Source organism: Thermosipho sp. 1070, from assembly GCF_001682135.1.
Classification (GTDB): Bacteria; Thermotogota; Thermotogae; order Thermotogales; family Fervidobacteriaceae; genus Thermosipho; species Thermosipho affectus.
This window is the reverse complement of sequence record NZ_CP007121.1, coordinates 1,742,599-1,757,778: the sequence shown is the minus strand read 5'-3', so window position 1 is coordinate 1,757,778 and position 15,180 is coordinate 1,742,599. Positions and strand designations below refer to the sequence as shown.

Annotated in this window: 14 protein-coding genes and 1 pseudogene; 12 read left to right on the top strand and 3 right to left on the bottom strand. The window is 26.8% G+C overall.

The annotated features are described in order from the left end of the window. Positions 1-14: 14 nt before the first annotated feature. Together Y592_RS08970 and cas6 (Y592_RS08965) are read right to left on the bottom strand one after the other, a co-directional pair. Entirely contained in the window at positions 15-1,634 is a 1,620-nt protein-coding gene (locus Y592_RS08970; RefSeq protein ID WP_075666634.1) for a CRISPR-associated primase-polymerase type A1, read from the bottom strand. 4 nt (positions 1,635-1,638) lie between these two features. Then, the gene (cas6, locus tag Y592_RS08965; protein ID WP_075666633.1) at positions 1,639-2,361 is read right to left on the bottom strand and encodes a CRISPR-associated endoribonuclease Cas6; all 723 of its coding nucleotides are present in this window, start codon (positions 2,359-2,361) and stop codon (positions 1,639-1,641) included. A gap of 598 nt (positions 2,362-2,959) precedes the next feature. On the opposite strand from cas6 (Y592_RS08965), the gene Y592_RS08960 reads away from it, so the two are divergent. The 12 genes and pseudogenes from Y592_RS08960 to Y592_RS08910 all read left to right on the top strand — a co-directional run bounded on the left by Y592_RS08960 (position 2,960) and on the right by Y592_RS08910 (position 12,574). Further along, positions 2,960-4,075 (top strand): putative CRISPR-associated protein, encoded by a 1,116-nt coding sequence (locus Y592_RS08960; RefSeq protein ID WP_075666632.1) that lies wholly within the window; start codon positions 2,960-2,962, stop codon positions 4,073-4,075. 28 nt (positions 4,076-4,103) lie between these two features. Then, positions 4,104-5,624 (top strand): type III-A CRISPR-associated protein Cas10/Csm1, encoded by a 1,521-nt coding sequence (gene cas10, locus Y592_RS08955; RefSeq protein WP_075666631.1) that lies wholly within the window; start codon positions 4,104-4,106, stop codon positions 5,622-5,624. 9 nt (positions 5,625-5,633) lie between these two features. Then, entirely contained in the window at positions 5,634-6,284 is a 651-nt protein-coding gene (locus Y592_RS08950) for a Cas10/Cmr2 second palm domain-containing protein (protein WP_443081310.1), read from the top strand. Next, a complete protein-coding gene (csm2, locus tag Y592_RS08945; RefSeq protein WP_083638882.1) occupies positions 6,284-6,736 on the top strand; it encodes a type III-A CRISPR-associated protein Csm2 in 453 nt (150 codons plus the stop codon). The genes Y592_RS08950 and csm2 overlap by 1 nt, the downstream gene beginning before the upstream one ends. A 17-nt stretch (positions 6,737-6,753) precedes the next feature. Next, positions 6,754-7,512 carry a type III-A CRISPR-associated RAMP protein Csm3 gene (gene csm3, locus Y592_RS08940; RefSeq protein ID WP_075666629.1) on the top strand — a complete coding sequence of 253 codons (759 nt, stop codon included), beginning with the start codon at positions 6,754-6,756 and terminating at the stop codon, positions 7,510-7,512. A 27-nt stretch (positions 7,513-7,539) separates the two neighbouring features. Continuing rightward, positions 7,540-8,409: a type III-A CRISPR-associated RAMP protein Csm4 gene (csm4, locus tag Y592_RS08935; protein WP_077288040.1), complete on the top strand. Its 870-nt coding sequence runs from the start codon at positions 7,540-7,542 to the stop codon at positions 8,407-8,409. Beyond that, on the top strand, positions 8,402-9,496 hold the full coding sequence (gene csm5, locus Y592_RS08930; protein ID WP_075666627.1) for a type III-A CRISPR-associated RAMP protein Csm5: 1,095 nt from the start codon (positions 8,402-8,404) through the stop codon (positions 9,494-9,496). The genes csm4 and csm5 overlap by 8 nt, the downstream gene beginning before the upstream one ends. A gap of 20 nt (positions 9,497-9,516) precedes the next feature. After that, complete coding sequence (cas6, locus tag Y592_RS08925; protein ID WP_255362991.1) at positions 9,517-10,320, top strand: CRISPR-associated endoribonuclease Cas6; 804 nt, start codon at positions 9,517-9,519, stop codon at positions 10,318-10,320. A 297-nt stretch (positions 10,321-10,617) separates the two neighbouring features. Next, positions 10,618-10,668: pseudogene (locus Y592_RS09375) on the top strand (hypothetical protein); the annotation flags it as partial. A gap of 236 nt (positions 10,669-10,904) precedes the next feature. Beyond that, entirely contained in the window at positions 10,905-11,642 is a 738-nt protein-coding gene (locus Y592_RS08920) for a hypothetical protein (protein ID WP_075666625.1), read from the top strand. Positions 11,643-11,687: 45 nt separating this feature from the next. Further along, a complete protein-coding gene (locus Y592_RS08915; protein ID WP_075666624.1) occupies positions 11,688-12,035 on the top strand; it encodes a hypothetical protein in 348 nt (115 codons plus the stop codon). A gap of 95 nt (positions 12,036-12,130) precedes the next feature. After that, positions 12,131-12,574 (top strand): RNase H family protein, encoded by a 444-nt coding sequence (locus tag Y592_RS08910; protein ID WP_075666623.1) that lies wholly within the window; start codon positions 12,131-12,133, stop codon positions 12,572-12,574. Positions 12,575-12,944: 370 nt separating this feature from the next. On the opposite strand, the gene Y592_RS08905 is transcribed toward Y592_RS08910, so the two are convergent. Next, positions 12,945-13,835 (bottom strand): endonuclease NucS domain-containing protein, encoded by an 891-nt coding sequence (locus Y592_RS08905; protein ID WP_198022710.1) that lies wholly within the window; start codon positions 13,833-13,835, stop codon positions 12,945-12,947. Positions 13,836-15,180 lie beyond the last annotated feature (1,345 nt).

Sequence of the window (15,180 nt, the reverse complement as noted above, 5' to 3'; positions counted from 1 at the left end):
TCACCTAATTTTATTTATATAATTATTTCAATATCATTTCCATTTTTTCTTATAGTCCATATTCCCACTGTCATTTTTGTATTTTCACCCATTCTTTCCAAAAGTATCTTTTTTAAGCTTTTTATTTCCCGTTCTAATTCAAACTTTTCAGAAGTTTTTTCTATAATTTTTTTAACTATTTCTTCCACGGAAAATTCTTCGATAATTTCGTCAAAATCTTTCACAAAGGAATACGGTGTATTATAACCAGGAAACTTGCACAAACATTTATCTAAACTTAGAGATAAATTATATTTAATAATAATATTTCTAATATTATTACAAGATATAGGAATTTCACCAACTTGATGTTCTATTTTTTTGAATCTATCATAATCAAAGTTTATTGTATTCTTTAAAATTTCAATTAATTGCTCCCTTCCATTTATAGCTTTAATTGAAGATTTTATGAGAATTTCTTCTTCTATTTCTGAAACATATGCATCCCTCTTTATTTTTTGTATTATTTGGTATAAAACATGGCAATTACTAATTACTTTATGAAATTCACTTAAATTATCTTTCTCTAATGATTTTACTAACTCTTTCTTTATAGAAGTGTTTTTTCTTTTTTTGTATGTGGTTTTTTGGAAATTATAACTTTGCACGGAATCCGTTATTATTTCGTCAAATAAAGATTCTATATGTTCTTTGCTGTTATATTCTATTTTTAAAAGAAAATCTAATTGATTTTTTATAACTTCAAAATTTTGATCCACAAAAACTGCTTTTTTATATGTCTTTTTATGTAATCCTAAGGGGACTTTTATTAGATTCCCCAACCCGCCGTTTAAAGTTGGTTGTTTTGGAAAAACCTCAATACCTATCGATTCTTCTAAATGTATATTTTTCAATATTGACTCCATAAAGACTTTAACCTTGTAACTTGATAATGCCTCATCAAAAAAGAACCAAACATGATATCCACGGTTTCCTGTAAATTCTATATAATTTTTTATATTATACTGAGACAAAATCGATGAAATTTTTAAAGTAACAGTTTTAGCTTCTTCAAAATACGTATTTTTGTTATTTTCCAAAAAACTCTTCTTTATATCCACATCAAAAACAGCAAATTTTATTTCATCATTCTTTTTCAGTTGATATATTCCAATAGTTGTTTTCCCAGAAATATGTTTTTTTACGTCATTAAAATTTATTGAACGCCTAATAGGTCTATATGTCCCGTCGTTTAGCTGAACTGCAAATACATCTTCTCTTCCAGAAAATAACTCTAAAAACTTTCTTAAAATTGTTCTTCTAGGATTAGTTGTTTCATATTGTTCTTTTATATTCTTTACTCTATCTGTTATGTTTAATTTTTCATATATCTCTAGTGCTTTGTCCAACATACTAATTTCTTCGTATATTTCTGCTAGCCTTAAAAGATATTCCTTTTTAGGTTGTTTAGAAACAATCTTTTCGAATACTTTCCTTGCCATTTCGTATTTTTGAAAGTCAAATAGTAATTCACCATATCTTATTAGTGTTCCATCTTCGACAGATAATTCTTCTTCGGCTTTTTCAAAATATTCAAGAGCTTTTTCAAATTCAAGATTTTCCTCGGCCCTTAATGCTAATTCTTTAAAATTCATAAAGTTATTCCCCCAACTTTTTTACTTGCCCAAATCCCATAGTTGTCTTATATCCAACCCCAGAAAAAAAAGCAAAATCAGCCAACATATGTATTACTTTGAAAAAATTCCTATCGTCTGTTGGTATCTTATATTCAACAGTTCCTATAAATCCATCCAAATAATAATTTCTCATATATACCCGCTTTTTGTAAGTTCTTTTATTTAATATTTCTATATCTGAGAACATATTAGCATAGTCTTCATTTATTTTAAACTCTGCATATTTATTGAATTTTTTTAAAAGACTTTTAAAAACTTTGTCGGGGAAAGGATAACCTAAATGTTTATCACCTATCCTAAATAATGTAGGAGTATAAAATCGCAGTTTTATAACGTTATTATTATAATTTGTTGACAATAATTCATTTTCCGTTAAAATCCCCGCCCATTTACTTTGTTTTTCATGAAATATCACATTTGAAATATAAAACTCAATATCATTGATTTTTAATTTCTCTTTTGAATATTTACTTTTAAATATTTTTATGGTAAAAAAATTAAAAGCTTCCTCGTTTAAAAAAGTTATTCTTATATAATATTTTCTTCCTTTTTCTATAATAATCAATCTATCCGTTCTCTTTCCTAAAATTGATGAAACAGTAAACGGCTTGTAGTTATCCTCTTCGTGAACCTGTTCAGCTAACCTTTCATTTGCATTCTTTAATATATCAAAAAAACAATCCATGTAACTTTTCCCCAGGATATGTTGAAATAACTCCAGAATTTATTGCCTTAAGTCCTAATACCAAACTAAAGAAAATATTATCCCTCCTTTAGTCTCAATATTTATACTATTCAAATACATCAAACATTATGATTTTATTAGGAACCCCTAAACTTTGTACAAAATTTTAAATATATCAACATAGTAAAAATAAAAACATACACACAAACACTTAACTATAACGAAACAATTACAACACAAATACAGAACATATTTTCCTTTTTTATAATATTATTCTTTCTCATACCTATATTTTGATTAAATGTATTAAGTATTTTTTATTGGAAAGTACAACTTTGCAAAATCTTAATTTTTATATTTTTTCAAATATTTTCACAAATATTCTTGCTTATTTAAGTGTTTCTTATCCCAAATATTTGTGTCATAATCATTTCGTTATAGTTAAGTATTTATGTGTATATTTTTAACATACCAACAATATATCAACATTTAAACACCAAAAGAGAATATTCAATTTTTGTCAGAAAATTGCTATGTTATTCGTTATATATTATGAGACTAAAAATTTTTAAATATTGCTCATTTTAGGAGGGATAGGATGGCTAATACGTTAATATGTACAGTAGGGGCAAGTATGATTAGTAATTTGAGTAGGGATGAAAAACTAAATGAGTATTACAAGAACTCACAATTAGAGGCTATAGTAAATTATTTTTCGGAAAGTAATGAAGATCCAGAAGAATTTAGGGGGTTTGGAGCAGAGATTAATTCGATTGCAAGTATCGTAAAGAAAGGATATTTAACAGAAAGAAAAAATCTTTATTTTTTGTTATCAGATACAGACGATGGAAGAAAAATCGGAACTATATTGAAAAATTTCTTTAAAGTAAAAAAAGGATATAATTTTGAAAATGTTGAAGTTAAAGTTATTTCAAAGTTGAGAGATGATAAACCTAATGATTTTAAAATACATGGACTTAGAAATTTAATAAAAGAAATAGCTGGTATTATAGCAAGGCATTCTGGTGAAGTAATAATAAATGCAACAGGTGGATACAAAGCCCAAATAGCTTTTGCACTTGCTTTGGGACAAGGGTTAAGTGTTCCCGTATATTATAGATTCGAAAGATTTCCAGAAGTAATAGAGTTAATTCCATTACCTATAGATTTAGACGATAGTATATATTTTGAAGCAAAAACATTGTTTGAAGAGTTGGAAAATGATATAAAACCACTTAAGGAAATTGAAAATTTGTATAAATCATTATCTTTAAAATCAAAGGTATTCTTTGATGAAGCAATGATAGATGGAAAAAAATATCTAGCAATAAGTCCAATGGGACAGATTTATTTGGAAATAATAAAAAATAAATTTTACCATTTATCAAAAAATGTTGAATTAGTTGAAAGAAAAGGAAATTTAATATTCCAATCAAGTTCAAAAGAACATCATTCTAAAGAATTAATTGAAAAATTTAAATTAAAGGAAAGATTTGAAAAATTTAAATATATAACAAAAGTTGAAGTATTTAAATATTCACAAAGAGAAAAATCCGGGTCCCCAAGAGTAAAGACAAATGGAGATAAATTAGTGGTAAATTTACCAACAAAATTGGGCATATTGCATTTTAGGGCATACACCACCAAAAGAGATTCAAGAGAGTTAGAATTAATAAAAATTAAGTTTGAAGAGTTTTTAAAAGACATTTTTTAAAATGTTGGTCAAATTGGAGGTGAATTGCTTGAAAGAACGTGAACAGATTGTTGTTAGAGCTTTGACGTATGGATTAAATGACATTATAAATAATAACCTTGATTTTTTAGACAAAAAAGATAAATTAACATATTTTGACAGTAAAACTTTTAATGAAAAAATAGATTGGTATATATCATACGTGGATAGTTTATTGAAATCTGACAATACACCATATAAATTTGAAACCTCAAAATTTAGTAATTTAGAAAATATTTTTTCAAAGGTTTTCAATGAAAATATAGTAAATAATGAATTAGTATTTAATACAGGCAAAAATTCGTTTTTTGAACCTTTTGTAATAAGTGATTTGTTATCGTCCACCTCCGATAGAGAACTCTCACAAGAAAAAATAAAAAAAGTTTTCTATTCTTTTGAAAAAGATCTCAAAATATTATCAGATTCGTTGAATCCAAATTCATTGGAAACAATGATAAAGAAACATTTTAGTTTTGTTCCATATCTTATTTTTTCAAAAAAGGTAGTTGATGTTTCTTACTATGATTATAGAAAAGTTTCAGCAATGTTGTCACTTTGTTTATATGATTATACAGATGGTAAAATAACATCTTTTGGAGATTTGCAAAATTTAGATGAAAAGGAAACATTTTTGCTTATTGGTGGAGATGTTTCTGGAATTCAAAAATTTATCTCCAAAGTCTCTTCAAAAGGTGCTTTGAGATCTTATAGAGGAAGAAGTTTTTTCATTGAATTGTTACAAGAAATAATTGTCAATGAACTTTTAGAGCAAACGGAATTTTACAGAGTAAATATACACTTTATTGGTGGAGGACACTTTTATTTAGTACTTTCTAACACAGAAAAAAATAAGAATATATTGAAAAAAATCCAACAAAAAGTGAATAATTGGTTCATTGAAAACAATTTAGATTTAAGTATAGTTATGGAATACGTTTCATTTAAACCTTCCGATGTAAAAAATATGAACGTTGTTTTTTCTAAGTTAGCGCATAAGATCAACGAGAAGAAAAATAGACTTTTTAGTGACTTTGAACTTGAGAAATTATTTAAGATAAGAAGAAATGGAAATAATATGAAAACTTGTAAGGTATGTGGAGCACTTACCACTCAATTGTTTTCCTTGCGAGCAGACGAAGAAGAAATTGCATGTAATTTTTGTAGAACACTTTACAACATTGGTAAAGAACTTATGGATAATAAAAAGAAATACATTGTTTTAACAAATAAAAATGAAGAAGATGTATTTGAAATTTTTGGAAAAAAATATAAATTCTCTTCAATTCCCGAAAAAGTTGGATTTAAGATAAAAGAAAGTTATAAATTTGATAATAACGACAAAAACTTAATTAGACTTGAAGTTCTTGCCTATTCCAGTACGCAAAGTTTGACAGAAATGGCGAAAAATGTACCAGGAAAAAAGTTAGCTGCTTTAAAAGTTGATGTGGATAATCTTGGAAAAATCTTTAGAGAAGGTTTAGCACTTAAAACTTTAATTAGAATTAGCGCTCTTTCTAGACTACTTTCATAATTTTTTAAACTGTATTTGTATAAATTGGTTGAAAATAGAAATTTAGCTGTGATTTATTCTGGAGGAGATGATTTATTTGTTCTTGGAGGTTGGGATGAAATTCTTAATTTTGCAGTTGTTTTGAGAAAAGAATTTTCTAAATTTATAAGTAACAAATTTATAACCATTTCTGCAGGATATGCACTTGTAGATGAAAAAGATAGTATGAAGTTTATTATGGAATTATCTGATATTTCTGAATCAAAAGCCAAGGAAAATGTAGAGGTTGTAAGTATAAATTCACAGCAAGAGTTAATGTTAAAAGACTCAATAGCTTTTTCTAACGGAATTAAGAGAGTCTTTAAAGATGGAAAATTTTATTTAGAAAATGTTTCAGTAGTAAAATTTAACGAATTCATCAATAAAACATATGAATTATATAAAAAATTGTGTAATTCAAAGGACGAATTAAGTAGATCTCTCGTTAGAAAACTTTTAAATATGTCAGTTAGTCCTAGTAAATATGACAAAGTTTTTTTAGCTTATTTGATGAGCAGAAGCAATAATGAAAAAGAAAAGAACATTTTAGAGGAGCTTATCAAAAATAAAAAAGTAGAATTTCCAGGTTTGAACGTTGTACTCCAATTTTATGATTTATTAAATAGAGGAGGTAGAAAGTGATGCATGATAAAAAAACCAAAGATACTTCAAGTCTTGTAAAAGGTATTTTAGAGAGGATTTCTTCGCTTGATTCTTTAGCATATTATAAAATGGAAGACTTAATAAGTGATGCTGAAAAGTTTGGAGAGCACTTGAGTAAAAATTTTAAAGCTAATCAAATAAGAAAGTTTCATTCCTATATTTCAAAATTTTGGCAAAAATTTATTTCAAATAAAATGAAGTATGAAAATGATCAAGAAAAATTCAAAGAAGATATTCTTGACGAATTAAGTTTTGTAAAAGTTTATCTTGCATATCAAGCAGGTAGAACGAAAAGCGATGTTTATAAAGACTTTGAAAAAATAATAGGAAAAGCAATTGATAAAGTTAAAACTTCAAAAGACTTTGAAACCTTTAAAAAATTTTACGATGCAATTTTGGCATATCACAAATACTATGGTGGAAAAGATTAATTAGGAGGTGTTGTGAGATGGACGAAAGAAAATTATTAGGAAAGTTTATAATAAAAGGTACTATAAAGGTTTTAACGGGTCTTCATATTGGAGGAAAAGATTTAGGAATTTCCATTGGTGGTATGGATAATCCAATTGTGAGAAATCCAATAAACGGTGAACCCTACGTTCCTGGTAGCTCTTTAAAGGGAAAAATGAGAGCATTAATGGAAAGAGCGTTAAACAAAAAATTAGAATTAGTTGAACGTAAGAATAAAATTAGAAGACATGAATGCAAGGATCCAGATTGTAAAATTTGTAGAGTTTATGGTGCAAGCAAAGAGGAAAATATTCCTTCTAGATTGATTGTAAGAGATGCATTTTTGACGGAAGAATCAATTAAAAAATTAGAAAACATGGAGACCGACACACGATATGCTGAATGGAAAACAGAAAATTCCCTTGATAGAATAACATGTGCCGCTGTTCCAAGGCCAATAGAGCGTGTCCCAGCTGGAGCAGAATTTGGTTTTGAGTTAATTTACACTAATGAAAATGAAAAACATTGCATTGAAGATTTGAATTTGATAAAACAAGCACTTGAACTTGTAGAAGATGATTACCTTGGTGGCGGTGGAAGTAGAGGCAATGGAAAAGTTAAGTTTGAAATAAAGGAAATAATTTATAAACCTGTAGAGTACTATATTTCTGGTGATCCTTCAAAAATCGTGAGAAAAGAATTGAAAAAAGATGAAAAATTTGATGAGATAATTAAGGAAATGCTAAATGGAAAATGATTTTTCTTTTAAAAGAAGGTGATATTAATGAAATTAATAGTAGAGCTTATTATAAAAACTCCATTAAGAGTTGGAGTGGGCAATGAAACTGATGATACATTAAATACCGTAAGATCTACTACAATATATTCGGCAATTATATATAATGCATTTAGATTATTTGGTGATGATGCGCATAAGCTAGCAAAGAGTTTAAAGGTTTCTTCTCTATTATTTAAGTTTGGTGAAGAATATTTGATACCTAAACCTTTTCTTTTTAACACATATCCACCTGAGAAGCTTGAACTGGAACCAAAAAAATTAAAAAAAGCTCAATATGTATTTGCTTCAAAGTTATCCAATAATTTCAAAGAGTCTATTTTTTTCGAAGATTCTCCTGTAAAAATAGATAATAGATTAGTCGTAAGTTTGGATAGAGTAAGAAATACATCATCTTTGTATAATATCGAGCTAATTTATTTTAAAGATAAATTTACCCCATATTTTATTGCAGAATTTCCAGATGATCTTGAAAACCATCTAAAAGCTAGCGTTAGATTATTAGGAGATAGTGGACTCGGTGCTGATGCTACAAGGGGGTTTGGGCTTTTTGAGCCTAAATTTAAAGTACCACCTGATATTTTTTATAAAAACGGAAAATCAACACTTTTACTTGGTCTTGCAAGACCTAATGAAGACGAAATAAGAAAACTAAACAATGGATATTATAAATTAGTAAAATTGCGTGGTCATAGACACATAGTTCCAAAATTAAAGGATGAACTTTACTATTTAAGTGAAGGTTCAACATTTGATTTTAATTTCGTTGGAGAACCAAACAAATTGCAAAATGACTACTATATAATTGGTTCAACAGTAGTGTTCAAGTTTGATTTAGGTGGTGATTTAGTTGAATAAAAAAATTTCATTAAAACCTTTAACTATTTTACACATTGGAAGTGGTGAAAAGTTATTGCCTATATTTTATGTTTTAAGAAATAATTCATATATAAGACTAAAGGAAAGGTCTTTGAAAAAACTTTTAAAAAGGCATCCTGAAATAAAAAGTTCGTTTTATGTTGATAGTAGAAGATTAACTGTACTAAAATGGGAAGATTATAAAAATGTATTAAATGACGATGATATTTGGTATATCTGCAAAAAAAAATTTAATTACAAAATTAGAGGTGAAGTGTTAGAAAATATCAAACATCCAGATGGTAGGTTTTATATTCCCGGAAGTAGTATTAAGGGAAGTATAAGAAATGGAATTATGGGATATATATTAATGAATAATAAAAATTTAAGAAATAAAGTTGAAGAAAAAATACTTAATTTGTTAAAAATCATAAAAAAAAATCTTAACGATGCCACAAAAATTCTTGAAAGTTCATTTAGAGTAGGAAATTTTAAAGATGCAAAAAATGATTTTCTTAAGTTCTTAAAAATCTCAGATACAAATTTTACAGATAAGGTTGCTATTTTAGCTCTAAGTGTTTTTGTTAGTAATAAGGATTCTTTTTATCAAAAGAACTTTAACATCTTTTTTGAAGCAATCCTTAAAAATGCCGAATTTGAATCAGAAGTAAAATTTGATGAAGAAGGTTTAAAATTATTTGAATCTAAACAAGGAAGATTTGACAATAATCTTCCAAGAAGTTTGGAAGATATTTTCAAAATGGTTGATGAATTTTATAGATTTGTAATAAGCAAAGAACTTGAATATATTAAAAATATCAAAGAAAAAAAAGAATTTTTTCAAAAATTAACAAATAAAATAGAAAAAATAAAAGCTGAAAAAGGCTATATAATGCATATTGGATATGGTGGGGGATTAAATGCAATGAGTGTCTTTTCGGTACTTAGTGACAATGTAAAACGCGAATTTGCAAAGGTTATTACAAAACATCCTGGAACTATCCCCCCAATTTCTCGACGTTACTTAATTGATGAAGAAGAAAAACCTATTTCGCCCATAGGCTGGATAAAGGTTGAGTTGAGATAATATTTAAATGAGGTGAAAGTATATTCTACAGTTTAGTTTTTAAATTAAAGGCTTTAAACTCAGGGATTATTCATACTTATCCCGGCGAAAAAATTCACGGAATGTTTTTTAGTATTTTAAAGATGAATAATAGTGAACTTGCTAAGAAACTACATGATAATATTGGACATAAACCTTTTACTGTTTCTTCTTTTTTGGGAAAGAAAGTTGATAAACCATTGGTCATTGAAAAAGAAAAATCATATTATATAAGGATGACTTTTCTTGAAGACAACGTTTTTAACTCAATAGCAATAAATATGTTCAAAAATAAGTTTGATAAAAAGAAGTTAGATATTGATAATATAAAGTTTTTAGTTACAAAACTTTATTTTCACGAAAAACAAAGTAAATGGACGGGTATTACTACAGAAGAAGAATTATTCAAAATTGATAATGTTAAAAATGAAATAAAACTGAGATTTTATACCCCGACTTTACTTAAAGTAGAAAATGATTGTTTGTATTATCCAAAACCTGAAAAGGTCTTCGGGGATTTGTTGAAAAAATTTAATAGAGTCAGTTCAAAGAAAATCAAGGAAGAAATCATAAAGGATTTTAATGAAATAAAGATCTCAAATATGAAAATTTACAAAAAGAAGGTATATATGTCTAATTATTACTTAAAAGGTTTTGTGGGTGATGTGGTATTTTCCGTTGATAGAAATAACAACACATTGGCAAAGATTGTGAATTTGCTTTCTAAGTTTGCATTTTTTTCAGGCGTGGGATATAAGACAGCTATGGGTTTAGGGCAAGTTAAAGATCTTAAGGAGGATACATAAAAAAATTAGTTCTTTAATTGATTTTTATTTTGGCAAATTTTACTGATATAAAACGTATATTAACATAAGAAAGACTTTGCAATGCGATTCTAAATTTGTCCCTCCTTTGTTTTTAAATCTTTCATCTACTTTAATTCCATTTTGATCACTCTAAATATCCAGCGATTTCGCCTTTTTTAAATAAGATATTTTCTAGAAATTTAGCAATAAAAAATGGATTATTAAAAACGATTACGCAGATGAAAAAGTTCAAAAGCAAGGAAGTAAAAAGTATTACATGATTATGTTCATTTTTATTTAAATCCAAGAAATGCTATGCTTTATGAATATTTTGTTTGTGAAACTTAAACGTTTAATTAAAGTAATTGCTCCTGAATATGTAAGTTTGGCAACAATCAAAAATATTGTAAAAAATTATGAAAAAAATATACAAATTCCACAAGAAGTTGATTGTATTAAAGATTTATTTTTTAGAAAACATGTTAATTGAATTTTTAGTATTAGACATGATTCATTTTATACTATTTGTCAGATTTTATCAACACAAAACGTATATTAATACGGATAGAAAGGAGGAATGATATATGACAAATAGCGATATTATGGAAATCAATGTTTTAATAAAATCATTACCAAAAAAGGATTTTATGGAAATAGTTGAAGAATCATTCAAACAGGCATTGAAATCAACAATTAATCATAAGATAGTTTCATTTAAATACTTCTTAAAAGATATAACAAAAGTAAGCTTTCTAACCACAAAATTTGTGTTTAGGCTACTAACTGGAAAAATTTCATTTAGTGATGTGATTTTAAATTCTAAAAAATTTGTGTATAAAAAGTACAATAATTTTAAAAAATTGAGTTTGAAAAAAAAGAAAGAAAAAATAGCAAATTTAACAATTTATTTTATCACTGCATTGTTAGTAGGTGGTGGAATAGATTTTGAAGGAGGAATTCCTGATTTAGATTTAAAGACTGGAATAAAAAACCACAGAAACATAATAACACATACCATTATTGGATTATTTCTTTTGGAATTTATGGCAAGATTTTTGTTCAAATTAGTTCAAAAAACTACATGGAATAAAGAAAATATGGTTTTAAGGACAATTTACGAAATTTCCTTAAAAGAAGAAGAGTTTATAAATGGTGCATGGCTAGGATTATCCTTTCATTTATTGAAAGATGCAGGTTTATTTCAAAAAACAATAAAACCGTATTCTGGTATTAGAGGACACACCATGGGATTTCATAAAAGTTTGTTTTTAGGAAATTCAATTCTAGCTGCTATTTTTTCAAGAAAAAATGAAAAAATATAAGTAAAAATATCATTTAAAAAATAATATTTGTTAAGGAGGGAAAAAATGAAAGTAGTTTTCAATAGAAATATCTATAAATTTACTCATGATTATCCCGCATTCGCAGCTTTTATGACAGAAACTGAATTGAGACAAAAATATTATTTTACGTATCCAACTAAAAATTTTTATATTTCTTCATATGTATGTCCAATATGTGGCAATCAATTATTCAAAACAGTTTTTCATAACGACTTTGAAATTGAAACAGAAGATGGAAAAATATTAATTCCAAGAATTTTTACTTGTGGAAAGTGTCAAGCATTTTTTGCCCCAAAACCTGGGTATAGATTAAGTTCAAACAATGGTTATTACTTAATTTTACCGGAAAAAATTATATTGAATATTTATTAACCATGGATAAAGTGGGCTCAAAAATTGGCAGAAGAAATACCTTATACAATGAACCATTTTAGGTGTAAAAAAACAATTTGAAGAGGGGGGATACTTTGGTAACAATTTATGTAGATGGTTCATGGAATTGTGAAATACCTGATATAGCTGGATGGGGATTTGTAGCATTAAGAGGAAAAACTATTTTAAAAGTAAAAAAAGGGATAGTTCGAGGAAATACATCTCTAAATTCAACATATGGAGAATTTACATCGGTTATAAAAGCACTTGAATGGGCTTTGTCACGAAATATAACTGAAGTTACAATAGCTTATGATTTTCTACCTATAGAAAAACTAGCTATAGGCAAAATGAAACCATATTCTGAGATTTCATTGTATTATCTTAAAAGTATTAATTATTTCAAGCAATATATGAATATTTATTTTAAAAAGGTTAAAGCTCACTCAAGAGTTGAATACAATGAATGGGCTGATTCTCTTGCCAAAAGAGCTATTTCGAAAAAAATTGTTTTTGGATATAGATTATATCAATGTTAAAGTATATTCTGTCAATACCGTAAAAAAAACATGAATCCCAAAACAGAGTAACAAGAAATATCTCTTTCCAAATATTTTCTAATACCCAACAAGATTTATATCGTTAACCCTACTTTACTCAAATTATTTCTCTATATATTACACTAGCTACTATGATACAACATATATTGTTCAGTTTTAAGATTTTACAATGAGGAGATGTGCTAAAAAAGACTAAGCAACCAACATTTCTATTTTTTATATCATCATAACTTTTCAAACTTAAAATAAATTTTATCGAACATCTCGAAAAATCTTTTAAAACTTATATTTTTAACTATTATATTTTAATTTAAGACCATTAAATCTTAACATTTTAAGTTAACTAACTTTAAATGATCGTAAAGCTCAACATTTTCAAGAGTTCCTCGAACGAATATGCATTATTAACATCTAGATTTTTAAAACAATATTTTACATACATAATATCACTTTTAAGAATCTTTGCTTTTGGAAAATCTTTAGCAATTAAAACACCTCCAATTACTTCTTTTCCAATTTGTTTTAAGTAATTATGCAACTGTTCTATGTCATTTGTATTTGCTCTTTTTGTCTTAATTTCTACTAACACATATCTATTCGTTGCTATTGGGTATTTCAATTTTATAAAAATGTCAACAAATCCTTCAGGTAGAGCCTTTTCCCCAAGAACTTCAAAATCATCTACTGAGAGATTCTCACTAAAATTTTCTAATACTTCTTTTAACAAGAAATCTTTTATTTTTTTACGCACTAATGATTGAAGAATAAATTCATGGAAAGGAAATTCAAAAGGAATTTTCTTAGTTTTTTTATTAAAAACTATTTTTGGTGTAAATGTTTCAGAAAGTATTTCTAATGGCTCTGGAACTATTTTATTCATTCTTCCCATAGTAGAAACATTATGAAGTGTCGTTAAATCTGCTTGAAAGTGAGTTTTTTTATATCCACCTCTTAGTAACAGATTTTCAGCCACATATGCAAATTCGGCTTTTACTAACGGTTCATCCAAATCTCTTACTTTTTCTAAATGCAATCTGAAAGGAAAATAATACGTATTACCTGAATTTCTAAATTTTATTGAAGGCCAAGGAGGCAAGTTTTCTGCGTTTTTATAAGCTACTTTTTTAGTAACACGATACAAATCTTTTATTCTAGCACCATAAAGAAAAGAGATATAGTCTCCTATGCTTATATCAGAATATGTCCAAAATCCGTTAATACTATTTGTAAACCCCGCCAAAGTATATTTCTTACATAATTCAAGATTTTCCCTATTTGAAATAGAAACTAAAAAATAATTAATTTCTGAGTTTGTTATTTTACAACCTCCTCTTTTGAAAATTTATTTTACAAGTTTAGAATGATACCACAATTAGAATTATATCATAATTATAGTATAGAAAAAATTATCTGATAGATTATTTAAAATAAAGTTTTAATTCTTTTTAGCAATTTTCTTGAACAAATCATACCAGATCGATCCAAATCGATTAGTTTATATCATTTTGTCAATAAAATTTTATGCTTAAAAGTATTTCACGATACTTCTCTATAAGCATAACTAAATATTCTTTCTAATCATATAAAGCCATTCTTTATTAGAAATGTCCACAAAGTTCAGTTGTAATACCTCACGTCGTTTTTGTAAAAGTTCATCTTTTGCTTGTAACATATTTTTCTCGCCTTCATATCCAATTTCTAAATGGTAAAATGACAATATCAGACATATATTTACATAATATCAACAAAATAGTTATGTTAATTTATTGTTTAAAATATATCAAAAAATTTGATTAAAAATCCTCTTCAAAAGTCTTATGGAAACTATTTCTTTTTTAAGCTTACCTTGATATCCTTCCTAATATTTCTTTACTGTCCTTCTGTCTATCCTGTATATCCTGGCTAATTCAGAAAAGTTCGATCTCAAATCCATCCCCCTTAACATTTCCAAATGTTGTTTGACTTTTTCCATTTTTGGTATTCCCCCTTCCTTTGGAAGGATACCATTTATGTACATTTTTGTGCATTTTTATTTTCCTCTTCTTGGCCATTTTTATTTTACCATTTACAGAAGGTTAGTGAAAAAAATAAGATTCTTTGTCGATAACGCTCCTCAGAATGACAAAAAGGAAGGAGCCTCTCAGAATGACAGAAAAGATTATGCCATCTTCTTTCTATTTTTGAAACAGACTAAGATACAGTTTTTTATTTTTACAACATTTACTTTACACTGCATTCTTTTTCCACTTTCTAACATTATTATACTACTTTTTATTACTTTTTCGATACAATTTTTTTGTAAGTTTTTGGCAAAAAGGCATATGTTAAATTAAGAATCATATTCTATTGTTATCCTAAATATATCCAAAGAACATCATCCTTAACGTAACGTCAGAAATAAAAGAAGGGGCTTTAAAAAGCCCCTTCTTTTATAAACATTTTTATGAGTATTACTTTTTATTTTTTACCAAATTTAATATTATATCTTTCAGTTTTTCAGGAGTCATATCTTGGTAAAATTCATTGTCTATTTTAACTATTGGTGGTTCCATTTTCTCATAACAACTATTAAAACAAAGGCTATA

Coding starts and splice junctions, on each gene's coding strand:
- Y592_RS08960 (WP_075666632.1), top strand. CDS start 2,960: ATGGCTAATACGTTAATATGTACAGTAGGGGCAAGTATGATTAGTAAT.
- Y592_RS08915 (WP_075666624.1), top strand. CDS start 11,688: ATGAAAGTAGTTTTCAATAGAAATATCTATAAATTTACTCATGATTAT.
- csm3 (WP_075666629.1), top strand. CDS start 6,754: ATGGACGAAAGAAAATTATTAGGAAAGTTTATAATAAAAGGTACTATA.
- Y592_RS08970 (WP_075666634.1), bottom strand. CDS start 1,634: ATGAATTTTAAAGAATTAGCATTAAGGGCCGAGGAAAATCTTGAATTT.
- csm4 (WP_077288040.1), top strand. CDS start 7,540: ATGAAATTAATAGTAGAGCTTATTATAAAAACTCCATTAAGAGTTGGA.
- cas6 (WP_075666633.1), bottom strand. CDS start 2,361: ATGGATTGTTTTTTTGATATATTAAAGAATGCAAATGAAAGGTTAGCT.
- Y592_RS08920 (WP_075666625.1), top strand. CDS start 10,905: ATGACAAATAGCGATATTATGGAAATCAATGTTTTAATAAAATCATTA.
- csm2 (WP_083638882.1), top strand. CDS start 6,284: ATGCATGATAAAAAAACCAAAGATACTTCAAGTCTTGTAAAAGGTATT.